The sequence below is a fragment of the Corallococcus sp. AB030 genome (assembly GCF_003668965.1).
GTDB lineage: Bacteria > Myxococcota > Myxococcia > Myxococcales > Myxococcaceae > Corallococcus > Corallococcus exiguus.
Map to the genome: position 1 here is coordinate 22,543 of NZ_RAWQ01000091.1, position 14,494 is coordinate 37,036.

General features: G+C 70.5%; 15 protein-coding genes and 1 pseudogene. All 16 read right to left on the minus strand.

All coding sequences use genetic code 11. The features are described 5' to 3' along the window. Positions 1–2: 2 nt before the first annotated feature. Entirely contained in the window at positions 3–572 is a 570-nt protein-coding gene (locus tag D7Y15_RS21710) for a DUF3261 domain-containing protein (protein ID WP_121753794.1), read from the minus strand. Then, positions 560–1,789, minus strand: a complete 1,230-nt coding sequence (locus D7Y15_RS21715) for an NAD(P)/FAD-dependent oxidoreductase (protein WP_121753795.1) — start codon at positions 1,787–1,789, stop codon at positions 560–562. The genes D7Y15_RS21710 and D7Y15_RS21715 overlap by 13 nt, the downstream gene beginning before the upstream one ends. Continuing rightward, positions 1,786–4,083 (minus strand): MMPL family transporter, encoded by a 2,298-nt coding sequence (locus tag D7Y15_RS21720; RefSeq protein ID WP_121753796.1) that lies wholly within the window; start codon positions 4,081–4,083, stop codon positions 1,786–1,788. The genes D7Y15_RS21715 and D7Y15_RS21720 overlap by 4 nt, the downstream gene beginning before the upstream one ends. Then, positions 4,073–4,681, minus strand: coding sequence for an outer membrane lipoprotein carrier protein LolA (locus D7Y15_RS21725; RefSeq protein ID WP_121753797.1), 609 nt, complete (start codon positions 4,679–4,681; stop codon positions 4,073–4,075). The genes D7Y15_RS21720 and D7Y15_RS21725 overlap by 11 nt, the downstream gene beginning before the upstream one ends. Beyond that, positions 4,678–5,097: a thioesterase family protein gene (locus tag D7Y15_RS21730; RefSeq protein WP_120563610.1), complete on the minus strand. Its 420-nt coding sequence runs from the start codon at positions 5,095–5,097 to the stop codon at positions 4,678–4,680. The genes D7Y15_RS21725 and D7Y15_RS21730 overlap by 4 nt, the downstream gene beginning before the upstream one ends. Beyond that, positions 5,087–6,646 (minus strand): histidine ammonia-lyase, encoded by a 1,560-nt coding sequence (gene hutH, locus D7Y15_RS21735; protein WP_121753798.1) that lies wholly within the window; start codon positions 6,644–6,646, stop codon positions 5,087–5,089. Before hutH ends, D7Y15_RS21730 begins: the two co-directional genes overlap by 11 nt. After that, the gene (locus D7Y15_RS21740; RefSeq protein ID WP_120575943.1) at positions 6,618–7,565 is read right to left on the minus strand and encodes an acyltransferase; all 948 of its coding nucleotides are present in this window, start codon (positions 7,563–7,565) and stop codon (positions 6,618–6,620) included. The genes hutH and D7Y15_RS21740 overlap by 29 nt, the downstream gene beginning before the upstream one ends. Beyond that, positions 7,562–8,299 (minus strand): glycosyltransferase family 2 protein, encoded by a 738-nt coding sequence (locus tag D7Y15_RS21745; RefSeq protein ID WP_121753799.1) that lies wholly within the window; start codon positions 8,297–8,299, stop codon positions 7,562–7,564. The genes D7Y15_RS21740 and D7Y15_RS21745 overlap by 4 nt, the downstream gene beginning before the upstream one ends. Further along, positions 8,296–10,005: an AMP-binding protein gene (locus D7Y15_RS21750; protein ID WP_121753800.1), complete on the minus strand. Its 1,710-nt coding sequence runs from the start codon at positions 10,003–10,005 to the stop codon at positions 8,296–8,298. Before D7Y15_RS21750 ends, D7Y15_RS21745 begins: the two co-directional genes overlap by 4 nt. After that, positions 9,998–10,549, minus strand: coding sequence for a hypothetical protein (locus tag D7Y15_RS21755; RefSeq protein ID WP_120575940.1), 552 nt, complete (start codon positions 10,547–10,549; stop codon positions 9,998–10,000). Before D7Y15_RS21755 ends, D7Y15_RS21750 begins: the two co-directional genes overlap by 8 nt. Continuing rightward, positions 10,546–10,806, minus strand: coding sequence for an acyl carrier protein (locus D7Y15_RS21760; RefSeq protein WP_120563604.1), 261 nt, complete (start codon positions 10,804–10,806; stop codon positions 10,546–10,548). Before D7Y15_RS21760 ends, D7Y15_RS21755 begins: the two co-directional genes overlap by 4 nt. 36 nt (positions 10,807–10,842) lie before the next feature. After that, positions 10,843–11,106, minus strand: coding sequence for a phosphopantetheine-binding protein (locus D7Y15_RS21765; protein ID WP_014398640.1), 264 nt, complete (start codon positions 11,104–11,106; stop codon positions 10,843–10,845). Continuing rightward, complete coding sequence (locus tag D7Y15_RS21770; protein ID WP_121753801.1) at positions 11,093–11,872, minus strand: 1-acyl-sn-glycerol-3-phosphate acyltransferase; 780 nt, start codon at positions 11,870–11,872, stop codon at positions 11,093–11,095. The genes D7Y15_RS21765 and D7Y15_RS21770 overlap by 14 nt, the downstream gene beginning before the upstream one ends. Continuing rightward, positions 11,865–12,605, minus strand: a complete 741-nt coding sequence (locus tag D7Y15_RS21775) for a beta-ketoacyl synthase chain length factor (RefSeq protein ID WP_211487098.1) — start codon at positions 12,603–12,605, stop codon at positions 11,865–11,867. Before D7Y15_RS21775 ends, D7Y15_RS21770 begins: the two co-directional genes overlap by 8 nt. A 346-nt stretch (positions 12,606–12,951) precedes the next feature. Then, on the minus strand, positions 12,952–13,611 hold the full coding sequence (gene mdcG, locus D7Y15_RS21780; protein ID WP_120575938.1) for a malonate decarboxylase holo-[acyl-carrier-protein] synthase: 660 nt from the start codon (positions 13,609–13,611) through the stop codon (positions 12,952–12,954). A 247-nt stretch (positions 13,612–13,858) separates the two neighbouring features. After that, positions 13,859–14,494: pseudogene (locus D7Y15_RS21785) on the minus strand (hypothetical protein); the annotation flags it as partial.

Here is a 14,494-nt window from a genome sequence, read left to right on the forward strand (position 1 = left end):
TGTCACTCGTCCGCGACGTGCGATTCGATGGTGAGCTGGTAGTGCTCGGAGTGGTTGGTGAGCTGCGTGCGCCCTTCCCAGCGCGGGGTGCCATCGTAGCGCACCGACACCCATTCCCTGCCGTTCTTCGACAGGGTCCGCTGTCCCGGTCCGTCCTCCAGCGTCCAGCCCACGGGCAGGGCGGCGCGCACGGCGTCGGCCGGCCAGTAGACGAGCTGCACGTCCCGGATGACGAGCGCGGAGTTGAACTGGGCGGGCAGGCGGGGGTCCCGCTCCTCGTCCAGGTGGTTGCCGTCCCAGCGCAGGGTGAGGATGCGGTGCCCCATGGCCAACCCGGCCAGCTGCATCTGGGCCGGGTCCACCTCCAGGAGGGCCTCCAGGGAGCGGGGGCCTCCGGGGTCCTGCTCGTGCGCGAAGACCAGCTGCTGCGCCAGGCTCACGGACGCCCCGAGGGCGGCGGGCGCCAGGCGCAGCTCCGGCAGCGGCTCGCCAGGAGCGGCGGGCCGGGGCCGGGGCGTGCTGGTGCAGGCCACCAGCCCCGCGACGAGCAGGGCGGTGACTACGCCGCGCACAGCGCCTCGAGGACGGTCAGGCGCCGCTTGCTGTCCGCCACGTAGGGGTTGTTCTTGTCCCACGCGTAGCCCGCGAGGATGGCGGAGATCATCCGGCGCACGTCTTCCGACGGGTTCGGGTGGAAGATGATGTCCTGGAAGCCGCCCTCGTACCAGGACTCCACGAAGGTGCGGAAGGTGTCCACGCCGGCCTTGAGCGGCTTCGCGTAGTCGTTCTCCCAGTCCACCTTCTCCCCCGCGAACTCACGGGCGATACAGGCGGAGGCGAGGCTCGCGGACTTGAAGGCGATGGTGACGCCCGAGGAGAACACGGGGTCCAGGAACTCGCCCGCGTTGCCCAGCAGCGCGAAGCCCGGGCCCCACAGCGACTTCACGTTGGCCGCGTAGCCGGTGAGCTTGCGCGCGGGCGTGTCCCAGACGGCGTTCTTCAGGAGGTTCTGCAGCGACGGCGCCTCCTTCACGATGGCCTGGAGCCGCTCCGTGTCCGTGCCGGTGTACTGGTCCAGGAACTCCTTCTTCGCGACCACGCCCAGCGAGCAGCGGCCGTCGGAGAAGGGGATGGTCCAGTACCAGACGTGCACGTGCTCCGGGTGCGTCGTGACGCGGATCTTGTTCCGGTCGAAGGTGCCGAGCGGAACGTTGTCCACCACGTGCGTGAAGATGGCGCCGCGCACGGGGAAGTTCGACGGCGTCTCCAGGTTCAACATGCGCGGCAGCACGCGGCCGAAGCCGCTCGCGTCCAGGAGGAAGCGCGCCTTCACCTGGTACGTCTCGCCTTCAGGGGAGCGCGCCGTCACCACCGGCTGCCCGCTGGAGAAGTCCACGGTCAGCACCTCGTGGCGGAAGCGCACGGTGGCGCCCTTCTTCTCCGCGGCCTGGGCCAAAATCTGGTCGAAGCGGGCGCGCTGCACCTGGTAGGTGGTGGCCCAGCCGGGGCTGAACTTCTCGCGGAAGTCGAAGTCCGTGTACTTGCCGGCGCGCTCGAAGGCGGCGCCGTTCTTGTACTGGAAGCCCGCCTCCACCACGTCCTGGAGGAAGCCGGCCTCCTGGATGTACTCCATGCTCTGCGGCAGCAGGCTCTCGCCAATGGAGAAGCGGGGGAACTGCTCGCGCTCCAGCACGAGGACATCACGGCCCTGCTTGCGAAGGAGGCCCGCCGCGACGGAGCCCGCGGGGCCCGCGCCGATGATGAGGATGTCCGCCGATTCAGTTTTCAATGTGTGTCTTTCCCGGGTGGAAGTCGGAAACAAGGGGTGAGGATCCAGATGGTGACCTCGCCGAGCAGCATGGCGAGGCCGAACGAGCGCAGCGCGGGCGTGGCGGAAAGACCCAACAGCCCGAAGGAGAGGAGCGTGCTCACGCCGGCCAGCGCCACCGCGAGCCACGCGGAGCCGTCACCGGGGTGCTCCAGAAGGAAGATGCCGTAGTCCACGCCCATGCCCAGCAGCAGCACCAGCCCCAGCACGGTGAAGAGCTGCAGCGGCGCGCCCGCCCACCCGAAGATGGCGAGCGTCAGCAGCGTGCCCAGCACGGAGGGAACCCACGCGCGCCACGCCTGGCGCCCGAAGCGAGCCACCAACGTGAGCAACACCGCGAAGTAACCCGCGACGATGAGCCCGCCCATGATGCGGCGGTAGCGGCTGAGCAGGCCGGAAATCTCCGCCGTCTTGTCCACCCAGCGGACGCCCTCCAGGCCCTGGGCCACCTCTTCCAGACGGGGCAGCACCTTGGGGTCGTTGAGGCCGCGCAGCATGAGGACGCTGTATTGCGCCTTGCCCAGCGTCCCCAGCCACTGCTGCCGGATGACCGCCGCGGCGGGACCGGCGAGGAATTGCTTGGGCGTGAGCGGCTCCGGGGAGAACGCGGCGCGCGTAGGGGCTTCACCCGTGGACTCGCTGACGGCGGCGACCGCCAGGGCCTCCGCGCGGGCGCTCAGGGCCGCGTCCTCGCGCTGCTGTGCTTCGGACGGAAGCCAATCAGACACGGCGCGGTAGCCCGCGAACACCTTCTCGGAGACGAGCGAGTCCAGCTTCGTCTTCAGCACGGCTTCGCGCGCGAGCACCTGTTCGTCGCTGTCTCCCTGCACCAGGAAGAACTGCGCCGGACTGGGCAGTCCCAACAGGCGCCCCAGTTCCCGCTGATCCGCGATGAGGTTCGCGGGTGCGCCCTGCAGCTGGCGCAGGTCGTCCCGGGGCTCCAGCTTCCAGATGCCCACGGCCACGAGCACCGTGACGACCGCGCCGGACAGCCACCACGCGGGGGTGGACGAGACGCGCGGCCAGCGGGTGATGGACGCGGAGAAGCGCTCCGCGAAGGACGTGACGGGCAGGGCGCCCGTGTCCAGCGAGGGGAACCAGCACACCACGGTGAGGAACGCGGCGGTGAGGCCGGCGGCGGAGAACACCGCCATCTGCCGCAGGCCCGGGAAGGGCGCCACGCCCAGCGCCAGGTACGCCACCACGCTGGTGACGAGCGCGAGCACCATGCCGGGCAGGAGCGCGCGCATCACCGGACCGCGCTCCGAAGGGGCCTTGCCCTGACGCGCGGCGAAGTAGTGGAAGCCGTAGTCCTCCGCCACGCCCACCAGGCTGGAGCCGAAGACGAGCGTGAGCAGGTGCACCCGGTCGAACACCAGCGCGGTGACCGTGAGCGCCACCGCGCAGCCCAGCGTGAGCGACACGCCCACGAGGAGGATGGGCCGCAGCGAGCGGAAGGTGAGCCAGACGAGGAGGAGCACCGCCGCCAGCGACCCGAAGCCGATGGTGGACATCTCCCAGCTCGCCTGCGCCGCAGCGGCCTCCGCGTACAGCGGCACGCCCGCGGCCACCAGCCGTCCGCCGGGCACCGAGGCCTCCACCTTCGCGCGCGCCCGCTCCACCGTGGCGGTGACGCGCGAGCCGTCTCCCAGCGCGAAGGCGGACACCTTGCTCTTCCACATGAGGAGCACCCACTCGCGCTCCTCGCCGGACAGCCACATGCGTCCGTCGCGGGGCCGGGCGGACGTCTCCGCCGCGCGGGCCTGCCACCAGTCCTGCCACAGGCCCAGCGGATCCGCGTTCCAGTCCGTCAGCTGCGCGCCCGCGGGTTGATACAGCTTCATCAGCGCCGTGCCGCCCAGCTCCTCCGGCGTCGCGTGCGCCAGCCACTTGCGCTGCGCGGGCGTGAGCAACCGGTCGCGATAGGGACGGTAGAAGTCCACCGCCTGCTCCAGCGCGGAGGTGTCCACCACCGCCGGCTCCAGCAGGTCCGAGGACTCCGTGAGCACGCGCGTGGCCTCGTCCGCGGCCTTCTGCGCGGACGGCCAGTCCTTGGCGCCCACCAGCAGCACGAGCTGCCGGCCGGCTTCGTCCGCGAGCTTGCGCGTGGCGGCGTCCACCTCCGGCGCCTGCTCGTCCTCCGGCAGGAGCGCGAGCACGTCCGTGTCCAGGCTCGCGGAGCGCCAGAACCGCACCTGGTGAATGCCCACGGCGAGCACCACCAGCGCCCACAGGATGGCCAGCTTATTTGCCAAGGCGTTCCGCTTCCGTGGCGTCGGGAGGAGGCGTCTGCGCGAGCTGCTCGAACGAAATGACGCTGCTGTCGCCGCGCGTCTCGTCCAATTGCACCTGGCGCACGTACCCGTCACCCTCCAGGTGGATGTGCTTGAAGACGCGCGCGAGCCCCGCGTCCGTGGGCGTCAAATCCAGCTTCCAGCCCTTGTCGCCGACCAGCGCGCCCTCGACCGTGAAGCGCTTCTGGAGCGCCGCGACGTCGCCCGACAAGAGCGCGAAGAGCAGCTCGTTCACCGCCGCCAGCGCGGGCTCCTTGGTGGAGTCCAGGTGATAGGCCGCGCCGCCCGTGGCCTGCTGCGCGCTCAGCGACTTGCGCGTGAGCGTCAGCGTGGAAGCGAACGGCGTGCGCGTGTTCCAGAGCACTCCCTGGTCGCGGGCGAGGAGGAAGTCTCCCTTGGACACGAGCGGCTTCTTGAAGCCCTGCACGGTCTTCTTCTGTTCGAACTGGCCGCGCACCAGCGGCGCGTCCACCAGGCGCGCGCGCACGTCCTTCACCAGGTCCGCGGCGTGGGCGCTCACGGACAAGAGCGACAGCATCAACACGAGGAAGGGCTTCATCCCGGCCACACTCCCAGCTTCTTCCAGAGGACTTCCGGGCAGACGTATTCCATCTCGCCTGTCTTCAAGGACACCGCGACCTGGATGGTGTGGGCCTGGTTCACCTTGCGCCCGGTGTCCGCGTCGCGCAGCAGGTAGTCGAAGCGCAGCCGGTTCTCCCACTCGGTGATTTCGGCGCGCACGATGATGCGCTGCTTGTAGGAGATGGGGGAGACGTACTTGAGCTTCATCTCCACCACGGGCCAGCCGTACCCGGACTCGCGCATCTGCGGCCAGTCGTAGTCGTGCTTGCGCAGGATGACGGCGCGCGCCAGCTCCAGGTACTTCACGTAGTGGCCGTGCCAGACGATCTCCATCATGTCGAGATCGTGGAACGCCGGGTCGATCTCCAGCTCGCAGCTCAGGTCAGGCTTCATGCAGCCTCCACTCCCGACGGCGGATGGCGGTGATCAATCCCTGCAGCTCACCGTCCAGCGCCCGGTCCTCCACCAGCAAGGGGATGCGTGCTTCCAGGTCCGCGTGCATCGCGGCCATCGCGGGGCCGGGCTTCGCGTCCGCGTCAATCCGCTGACGCAGGGTGACGCCCTGGCGCGCCGCGATGAGCATGGCCGCGACCACCTGCTCCGTCAGCTCCAGCACGCGCAGGCAGTCGCGCGCGGCGATGGTGCCCATGCTCACCTTGTCCTGGTTGTGGCACTCGGTGGAGCGGGAGAAGACGGACGCGGGCATGGTCTGCTTCAGCGCTTCCGCGGTCCACGCGGAGACGCTGATCTGCGCCGCCTTGAGCCCGTGGTTGATGGCCGCGCGGGCGCCGGTGGACGCGGAGAGGTTCGCGGGCAGCCCGTGGTTGAAGCGCGGGTCCACCAGCAGCGCCAGCTGCCGGTCCAACAGGTCCGCCACGTTGGCTACCGCGGTCTTCAGCCCGTCCATGGCGAAGGCGATGTGGCCGCCGTAGAAGTGGCCGCCGTGCAGCACCCGCTCGCCGTCCGGGTCGATGAGCGGGTTGTCGTTGGCGCTGTTCAGCTCGTTCTCGATGAGCGTGCGGAAGTACGGCAGCGCGTCCTCCAGCACTCCGATGACGTGCGGCGCGCACCGCAGCGAGTACCGGTCCTGGAGCCGCTGCTCGTTGCGAGGCGGCCGGTCCGTGACCAGGTCCGCGCGCAGCCGGGCCGCCACGCGCTGCTGGCCCGCGTGGGGCTTCGCCGCGAAGAGCGTCTCGTCGTAATGGTGCGCGTTGCCGGCGCTCGCCAGCACGTTGAACGCCGTGAGCCGCGTGGCGAGCCGGGACACGTACTCCGCCCGCTCCCACGCCAGGCACGCCAGGGCCGTCATCACGGCGGTGCCGTTCATGATGGCCAGGCCTTCCTTCGGCCGCAGCTTGAGGGGCGCGATGCCCAGCTCCTTCAGCACTTGCGCCGCGGGCTTGCGCTCGCCCCGGTGCCACACGTCGCGCTCGCCGCAGAGCACCGCCGCCACGTAGGACAGGGGCGTCAGGTCGCCGGACGCGCCCACGGAGCCTTCCGCCGGAATCATGGGCAGCACGTCGTGCTGGAGCAGCAGCTCCAACTGGGTGAGCAGCGGCACGCCCACGCCGGAGAAGCCTTGCGACAGCGACGCCAGCCGAGTGGCCAGCACCGCGCGCGTCTCTTCCGGGGTGAGGAACCGGCCCGCGCCGATGCCGTGGTACGTGTAGAGGTGGTGCGGCAGCTCCGCGACGAGCGCGGGCGGGATGGACACCGTGACGGAGTCGCCGTAGCCGGTGGTGACGCCGTAGATGACGCCGTCCTCCGCCAGCAGCCGGTCCAGGAACGCGGCGCCCTTGGCGATGCGCTGGCGGAAGGCCGGGGCCGTGCCCAGCTCCGCGGGGCGCTCGCGGCGCGACAGGGCGCCCACGTCCTCGAGCGTCAGCCGTCCGCCGTCGAAGCGGACCGGGGTGTCAGAAAGTGGGGGGCTTCGCGGAGACATGCACCTGATCCCAGAAGGGAAAGAAGTTGAACCAGTCGTAGGGCGCGCGCTGGAGGAGCGCCGTCACCCGGGCTGCGTAGTGCTGCGCGCAGTCGGTGAGCGCCTGCTCGCGCTTGCCCCGAGGCAGCACGACGCGCTCGAAGAGGCGCTCGAAGTGGATGGTGTAGCCCTTGCCCTCATGGATGCAGCCCAGCAGGTAGAGCGGACACTTGAGCAGCGCCGCCAGTACGTAGGGGCCCACCGGAAATGGCGCCGGGTGGCCGAGGAAGTCGACGCGCACGGTCTGGGCGGAATTCACCGGGATGCGGTCGCCCGCGATGACCACGAACTCTCCGGCCTCCACGCGCTCGTTCAGCGCGACCGCGGTGGCCGGGCCCATGTCCGTGACCTCCATCAGCCGGAAGTCGTTCTCCGGGTTGAGCCGCTTGAGCAGGCGGTTGAACTGCTCCGCGTGCAGCGTGTGCACCAGGATGTTGAGCTTCACCTCGCCCCGGCGCTCCGCCATGGTGCGGCACAGCTCCAGGCAGCCCATGTGCGCGGTGACGATGATGCCGCCCTTGCCGGACTTCGCCGCCTCGTAGAGCTCCTCGCGGCCTTCGGTGCGGACGCTCTCGAAGCGGTAGCGCCCGCTCACCGCGAGCAGCTTGTCCAGCATGGTCTCCGCGAACATCAGCACGTGACGCACACTGTCGCGCCAGTGGGGCTCGCGCCCCAGGGCCCCGGTCGCGGTCTGCATCCGCTTCAGGTACTGGCGCGACGAGTGCTGCAGCACCGGCCGCCGGAGCCAGTTCACCAGCACCACCGGGTAGAGGCAGACGCGGAAGGGCCAGCGCCCCAGCAGCCGGTGGACCCAGTAGAGGATCCAGATGCCAGCCACGAAGGTGGTTTCCCCCATCTCCGCCCAGTGGCGGGACTTCATTTCGCCACCTTGTTCCAGAGGAGCACGGGCAGCCGCACCAACATCCCGAAGAAGAGCCGGGCGTGCATGCCGGAGATGCGCACGTTGTCCCAGAGCACGTCGAAGTGGGAGATGCCGTCGGTGGGGTAGCGCACCTGGGTGGGCTGGTTGAGGATGCGCATGCCGCGCCAGAACAGGCGCACCAGCACCTCCACGTCGAAGTCCATCCGCTTGCCGATCTTCACCGAGTCGATGAGCGCCACGGTGGGCTGCAGCGGATACACGCGGAAGCCGCACATGGAATCGCGGATGGCGAACGACAGCGTGTTGATCCACACCCAGATGTGCGTGGCGTAGCGGCCGTACAGCCGGCCCTTGGGCACGGACTCGTCATAGACGGGCGTGCCGCACACCATCATGTCCGGCTGCGCCTTCGCCAGCTCCAGGAAGCGCGGGATGTCGTTGGCGTTGTGCTGGCCGTCCGCGTCGATTTGCAGCGCGTGGCTGTAGCCCCGGGAGAGGGCCGCGCGCAGGCCCGCCATCATCGCGCCGCCCTTGCCCTCGTTCTGGGGCAGGCGGACCACCTCCACGTGCTCGCTGTCCTCGCGCGCCAGGCCGTCCAGCACCGCCGCGCAGCCGGGCTCGCTGCCGTCGTCCACCAGCACGCAGGGCAGCCCGTGGCTGCGCACCGCCTTCACCACCGCGCCCACGGCCTCGCCGTGGTTGTAGACCGGAATCACCGCGCAGACCTTCATCCTGCCCCTCCCCCCAACACGATGCGGCCGCTGGCGTGCGAGCCCGCGGCCGACGTCAACTTGAACCCCAGCCGCCCGGACTCCTTCGCCCAGGTGAGCTCCAGCGACAGCAGCGTGCCGGGTGGAATGACCTGCTGGAACTTCAGCGTCTCGATGCGGAGGAAGTCCGGCGGCAGCGCGAAGTGCTCGCGGCCCAGCAGCAGTGACCACTCCACCTGCACGACGCCGGGCAGGATGGGCGAGCCCGGGAAGTGCCCTTCGAAGTAGGGCGAATTCGCGGGGACCTCCACCGCCAGCAGCACGCGCTCGTCGGAGCGCTCCAGCACGCGGAACGGGGGACGCTTCGGGTCGAAGAGCGCGGTGAGCGCCGCCTCGGTGGATTTGCCCTGGGAGTTGACCGGCATGGCCTCCAGATACCGGAACCGGCGCGGCAAGGCACTGGACTCGAAATGCGGGGCCAACTTCTCGCGCAGCGCCTGGCTCAGGGACCGCCTGCCCCCCGACTCCTGGAGCCGCCAGCCTTCCGCGTCCGGCACCCCCACCACCGCCAGAATCACCCGGTGCCCTTCGGTGAGGGGCAGCACCCGGGCCTCGCGCAACAGGCCCCCGGCCACCAGCGTCCGCTCCATGGCGGAGAGCGACACGCGCTTCTCCTCCAGCTTGAGCAGCCGGTCGCGGCGCCCCAACAGCTCGAAGCCGCCGGGCACGGGCCGCGCGCGGTCCTCCGTGGTGAACCACTCGCCCGGGGGCAGGTCCAGGTGGGGGGATTGGACGCGGAGCGCGTCGTCTTCCGCGCGCACCTCCACGCCCGGCATCGTGCGCCAGGACGCGCTGTCGTCCGTGTCGCGCCGGCGCCATGCGACGCCGCCCGTCTCCGAGCTGCCGTACACCTCCACCGGCGCCCGGCCCAGGAGGTCGCGGCAGGCCTGGAGCGCTTCGGGGGTGAGCGGTCCGCCAGAGGAGAACAGCCCGCGCAGGTTCCCGCGCACGGCCGCCCAGTCCAGCGTGGCCGGCAAGCGCTTCAGGTGCGCGGGGCTCGCCACCAACAGGCCGGGGCCGGTCTGGAGCGCGGCCAGGATGTCCTCCGGATAGGGCAGGGCAGTCGCATCGAACGGGCGTCCGGACGTCAGCGGCCACAGCACCCGGAACAGCAGTCCGTAGATGTGCTGGTGAGACACGGTGGCCAGCACCGGCACGTCCCCCACGGCCTCGTCGAACAGCCGGCCCAGCGTGGCCACCTCGCTGGACAGCTGCGACAGGCGCTTGGGGATGGCGGTGGGTTCTCCGCTGGAGCCCGACGTGTAGACGACCAGCGCGGCGAGCCCGGGTGACAATGCCTGGAACGCGGCGGCGGTCCCGTCCTCGTTCATCGCGGGCGCCAGCGGCCCCTGTCCCTGGGGGGCCCGGCCCGCGAAGCCGTCCACGTGGGCCTTCAGCGCGTCCAGCGTGGCGGGGCGCGCGTCCGCGGGCAGGTAGATGCACACCCCCGCGTGCCAGGCGCCCAGGAGCGCGGCGGCGAACTCGAAGGTGTCCTCGGTGAAGAGGGCGTAGCGCTGGCCTCCGTGCGCCGCGAAGGCCGAGCGCCAGCCGGCGACCCGCGCGCGGAACGCACCGAAGTCCCGCACGCCGTCCTCGCTCCGGGCCACGGGGTGCCCGGCGGGACGGCCGTGGACGAGGAGGGTTTCGAGCGCGAGCGGCTCAGCCATGGGCGTGCCGTGCGCGCACCCGCTGCCGCACCACCCACTCGCCCGCGAACAGCAGGCCCATGAGGCCGTAGGCGATGAGGCCGTTGTAGAGCGCCCAGGTCGCGTCGCTCGCGAAGAGCGCCGTGGTGAGCGCGAGCGCGCCGTTGAGGACGAAGAAGCCGCACCACACCTGCGTCACCCGGCGCGTGTAGGCCACGCCCGACGGGGGCAGGTCCTTCTCCCGAAGCCGCGCCAGCCGCTCAATCACGCTGGGTGGATACACCAGGCTGGTGAGGAATACGGTGAGGAGCACCGCGTTCACCAGCACCGGGTAGAGCTTCAGGGGCAGGGCGTTGTTGCCCAGCATGCTGGAGCCCGCGAGCACCAGGGCGCCCACCGCGGCCGCGAGCCACATCTTCTCCCGCGTGGCCACCGCGCGCACCACCGCCATGGCCGCCAGGGGCAGCGCCATCCAGCGGGGCTCGAAGTGGCCCAGGCCCAGATAGACGAGCGGGGGATAGGCGAGGCTCAAGAGCCCCAACAGCACCGGACGCAGACGTTTCACGCCGCGGCGGAGTCGCTGCCGAGCAGACCGTACAGCGCGTCCACCACGTCCTGGATGGTCCGCACGGAGCGGAAGACTTCCGGCGGAACGCGCTGGCCCGTCACCGGCTTCAGGCGCACCAGCAGGTCGATGGCGTCGATGCTGTCGATGTCGAGGTCGTCGTGCAGACGCGCCTCCGGGACGATGCGGGACGGCTCGATGTCGAAGGTTTCCTGGAGGATGGCGCTCAGGCGCTCGAACAGCTCGTGCTTGGTCATGGGGTGAGTCCTCGCTTTGGTTTTGACGGGGGCTGCTTAGGAACGGGTGCGGTGGGTGCTGACGAAGTCCGCGAGCGCCCGAACACTGGCGAAGTGACGGCGATTCTCCTTGGAGTCGCTCGCCAGCACGACGCCATAGGACTTCTGCAACGCGAGGCCGAGCTCCAGGGCGTCAATGGAGTCCAGCCCCAGCCCTTCGACGAACAGCGGCGCCGCCGGATCGATGTCGTCCGGCTTCAGGTCCTCAAGGTTCAGCGTGTCGATGACCAGCCGCTTTATTTCCTGCTCAAGCTCCAACATGTTCCTGGCTCCCCCTGGAGAAATGGTCGTGCAGCCGGGTGGTGAGCTGGCGCGCGGCCTTCGCCGCCTCGCCCGCTTCCGCGTCCTGGGCGGACACGTGGATGTCGTCCTCCACGCGGATGACGTAGTGCATGGGCTTTTCCGGCACCTTCCACCAGGGCATGCCCTTGGTGAGGCCCCGAGGCTCGCAGCGGATGATGACCGGCGTGATGTCGCACGGGCCGCGCACCGCGATGTTGGCGGCGCCTCGCTGCAGCTGCATGTTCCCGTCGAGCGGTGTGCGCGAGCCCTCCGGGAAGATGATGAGGTTGTTGCCGGCCTTCACGGACTCGATGCAGTCCTGGACGAGCCCGGGCCCGGAGTCGTTGCTCAGGTAGCGCGTCGCCCGGATGGGGCCGCGTGTGAACGGGTTGTTCGCCAGGCTCGCCTTCACCACGCAGTCCGCGTTGGGGACCAGTGAGATGAGGAACACCACGTCGATGAGCGACGGGTGGTTGGCCAGGATGAGCAGCCCGGAGCGCGCCAGCTTCTCCACGCCTTGCAACTCGTAGCGCAGCACGCCCAGCGCGCGCATGTAGCCGATGAAGAAGCGGAACGTGTAGTGCACCGCGAGCCGCGCCAGCCGCTGCTGCCGCTCCGGGTCGCGCACGAAGAGCGCGAGCAGCGGAAAGTAGATGAGGCGCAGCGCCAGTCCCCCCAGCCCGAAGGTGGCGAAGGACAACCCGGTGGCGAAGATGCGCCACGGCCGGTCGAGCTTCTCAAGCATGGCGCGCCCACCGCCAACACCGGCCGCCCGTCGCGTGCTCCCACCGCGAGGCTCCGGAAACGAGGAAGCGCAGGGCGCGCAGGTCCGCCGGGAGCTCCGCTGCATCCAACGGCGCGACGGGCGCGTTCGGGGCGCTGGCCGCGCAGTCCAGGTGGATGGCGTCCGCGCCCGTGCTGGCGGAGAGGAGGCAGGCCCATGCGTGGGGAAACGCCACGTCCCGGGAGAAGTGTTCCCACGGCGTGGGAACGGGCTCTTCGTAGACGACGACCATCACCCGGGGGACGCCGTCCGACAGCAGGCCGCACGCCTCCGTGAAGGCGGCCTCCACCGTCTCTTCTCCCGCGGCGATGGCGGCGTAGGCGGACGTGTCCCCCCGAGCGATGGAGTAGAGCGCGCCGATGGCGTTGTGCACCGACAGGCTGAAGGAGGTGGGCGACAGCGGCTCCGAGCGCGCCAGCTGCGTGAGCAGCTCCACCGAGCGGCCCAGGTCGCCATAACGCGATGCGAAGATGACGGGCGCGTCCGGCGCGTCCACGTGCGCGTTATACGCAGCCTGCAACGCGATGCGGCCCAGCCGGTCCACCCGGCGGCGCATCATCGCGGGCATCGCCGCGAGCGCGGGCGTGCCTTCCGCGGGGAGCGGATGCGGGGTCGCGAGCCACGTTTCCCAGGAAGCAGGATGGACGAGCCCGGGGGCCCAGGCGGCCCAGCGCTGTACGGAGAATCCCACCATCGTGACGGAGAGGCCCCAATCGCCCCCAAAGACAACCTTTACCAAACCATTCACAGGGTGACAATTGGGCGGCCGACCCGAGCGGGCCAGACGCCGGGAGCCCGCCCTGTCGCCTGCCCTGTGTCCGTTACAACCCCGGGTTCTTGTTGATGAAAGACGCAACGCGGCCTCGGCCTTCACGTTCTTCCGGGTTTGTCCAGGGAGGTGACGCGCCCGTGTGTCGCGCGGAGTGCGAAGCGCCCCGCGAGTCATTCGAAATGGGCGGCGGAAACGGGTTGTGATGGCGGCTTGCGTGACGTGGCGGCGGGCGCGCCTATTCACGCGGCGCGTGCTTCCTCCGCGAGTTTCAGGACTCGGAGGGGAAGAGGGCGCGCAGTTCGCGGAGCGTGCGGGGCCTGGCGCCGCGGGGGCCGGTGACCCAGATGCGCTCGGGCTCCAGCGCCAGCTCACGCCAGGACACGGCGCCGCCGTCGGGCAGCAGCACCTCGCCGTCCAGGCGCACCACCGAGTGGCGCCGGGACACCGCTTCCAGGCCGAACAGCAGCCGCTCCACGTCCGACCAGCGCGCGGGGGCGAACAGCAGGTCCACGTCCGACAGCGGCCGCACGAAGGGCACGCCAGAGCGGTGCTGCCAGGCCAGCGAACCGAACACGCCCACCGTCAAATCCAGCGCGGTGCCCAGGGCGATGACGTCATCCAGGGCAGGGCCCCAGGCCGCGGGGGCGGAGGCGCGCACCTCCTGCACCGTGGGCGGCGGCAGGTGGCGCTCCACGGCGGACAGGGCCCCGTGCAGTGACAGGTGGCGGCGGTCGGGCAGGGTGAGCCCCAGCCGCAGGTCGTCCTCCTGGTCCGGTGGCTCCTGCCGGGCGACGGCGAAGGGCCGGCCCTGATCCCTCCACGCCGTGACGTGCGCGAGGACGTCCGGGACCAGGGGCGAGCGCAGGGCCTCCGCCCAGTTGGCGCCCAGGTACACCCAGTCATGCCGCACCGGACGTTCACCGCCCATCAGCGGGCATCTCCTGCCGCCAGGGGGAAGCCGTGCCCGCTTCCGCGACGCGGGACGGGGCTGCCCCCGGGACAGGCGGAAGCGGAAGCGGTGGAACTCACTCCTCGATTCATTACCCGGATTCACGCCGCCGGTGGGAGCGATCCTGCACCGGTCGGCGCCGGTTGCTCCCGGCCGCGCGAATCTCCCCGGAAATCCGGGTGGGAGCCGAGCGCACGCCTCAGGGATTCCCCTGAGACGCGGGGCGCTAGCGGGGTTTCTGGAGAATGGGGTTTACGGCGCTCACGTGCTGGCGGCGCATGTCGATGAGGATGTCGTAGTTGCGCGGCTCCGGGGCGACGGGGCCGGCGGCGAAGCGGTAGAGGCCGCTCACGTCGCGCTCGCGGGGGAAGCGCTCCTTCACCAGGGCCTTGAGCATCTCCTTGGCCACCCACTCCGCGTCCACGGAGACGGAGCCGAACTCGTCCAGATAGTGGAACGGCGCGGTGGAGTCCGACTGCTTCGCGGTGAGGACGAAGACGCGCGGCTTCCTGTCCGGGACGACGAGGCTCGCGCCCTGCGCCATCACCGCCAGCTCCCGGCCCTGGGGCAGGGCGAACAGCTCCAGGGACTGCTCGTGCGCGAGCAGGGCGCTGAAGGCCACGAACGCGGTGAGCAGGCCCGTGGCCATGCGCGGGCCATGCCTGGGCCAGAGGGTGCCCAGGTTCACCAGCGACGCGGCGAAGAACACGGCCCACACGCCCGTGAGCGCGTTGAGCGTGCGGTAGGTGGGCCACCGCTCCCCGGCGAGGAAGCTCACCGAGTACGCCACGCCCGACAGCGTCACCAGCGCCAGCAGCCAGCGCCCCACGCCCCCGAGCCCCGAGCGGCGCCCCTCCACCGC

Coding starts and splice junctions, on each gene's coding strand:
- D7Y15_RS21725 (WP_121753797.1), bottom strand. CDS start 4,681: ATGAAGCCCTTCCTCGTGTTGATGCTGTCGCTCTTGTCCGTGAGCGCC.
- D7Y15_RS21730 (WP_120563610.1), bottom strand. CDS start 5,097: ATGAAGCCTGACCTGAGCTGCGAGCTGGAGATCGACCCGGCGTTCCAC.
- hutH (WP_121753798.1), bottom strand. CDS start 6,646: ATGTCTCCGCGAAGCCCCCCACTTTCTGACACCCCGGTCCGCTTCGAC.
- D7Y15_RS21740 (WP_120575943.1), bottom strand. CDS start 7,565: ATGAAGTCCCGCCACTGGGCGGAGATGGGGGAAACCACCTTCGTGGCT.
- D7Y15_RS21745 (WP_121753799.1), bottom strand. CDS start 8,299: ATGAAGGTCTGCGCGGTGATTCCGGTCTACAACCACGGCGAGGCCGTG.
- D7Y15_RS21750 (WP_121753800.1), bottom strand. CDS start 10,005: ATGGCTGAGCCGCTCGCGCTCGAAACCCTCCTCGTCCACGGCCGTCCC.
- D7Y15_RS21760 (WP_120563604.1), bottom strand. CDS start 10,806: ATGACCAAGCACGAGCTGTTCGAGCGCCTGAGCGCCATCCTCCAGGAA.
- D7Y15_RS21765 (WP_014398640.1), bottom strand. CDS start 11,106: ATGTTGGAGCTTGAGCAGGAAATAAAGCGGCTGGTCATCGACACGCTG.
- D7Y15_RS21770 (WP_121753801.1), bottom strand. CDS start 11,872: ATGCTTGAGAAGCTCGACCGGCCGTGGCGCATCTTCGCCACCGGGTTG.
- D7Y15_RS21775 (WP_211487098.1), bottom strand. CDS start 12,605: ATGGTGGGATTCTCCGTACAGCGCTGGGCCGCCTGGGCCCCCGGGCTC.
- mdcG (WP_120575938.1), bottom strand. CDS start 13,611: ATGGGCGGTGAACGTCCGGTGCGGCATGACTGGGTGTACCTGGGCGCC.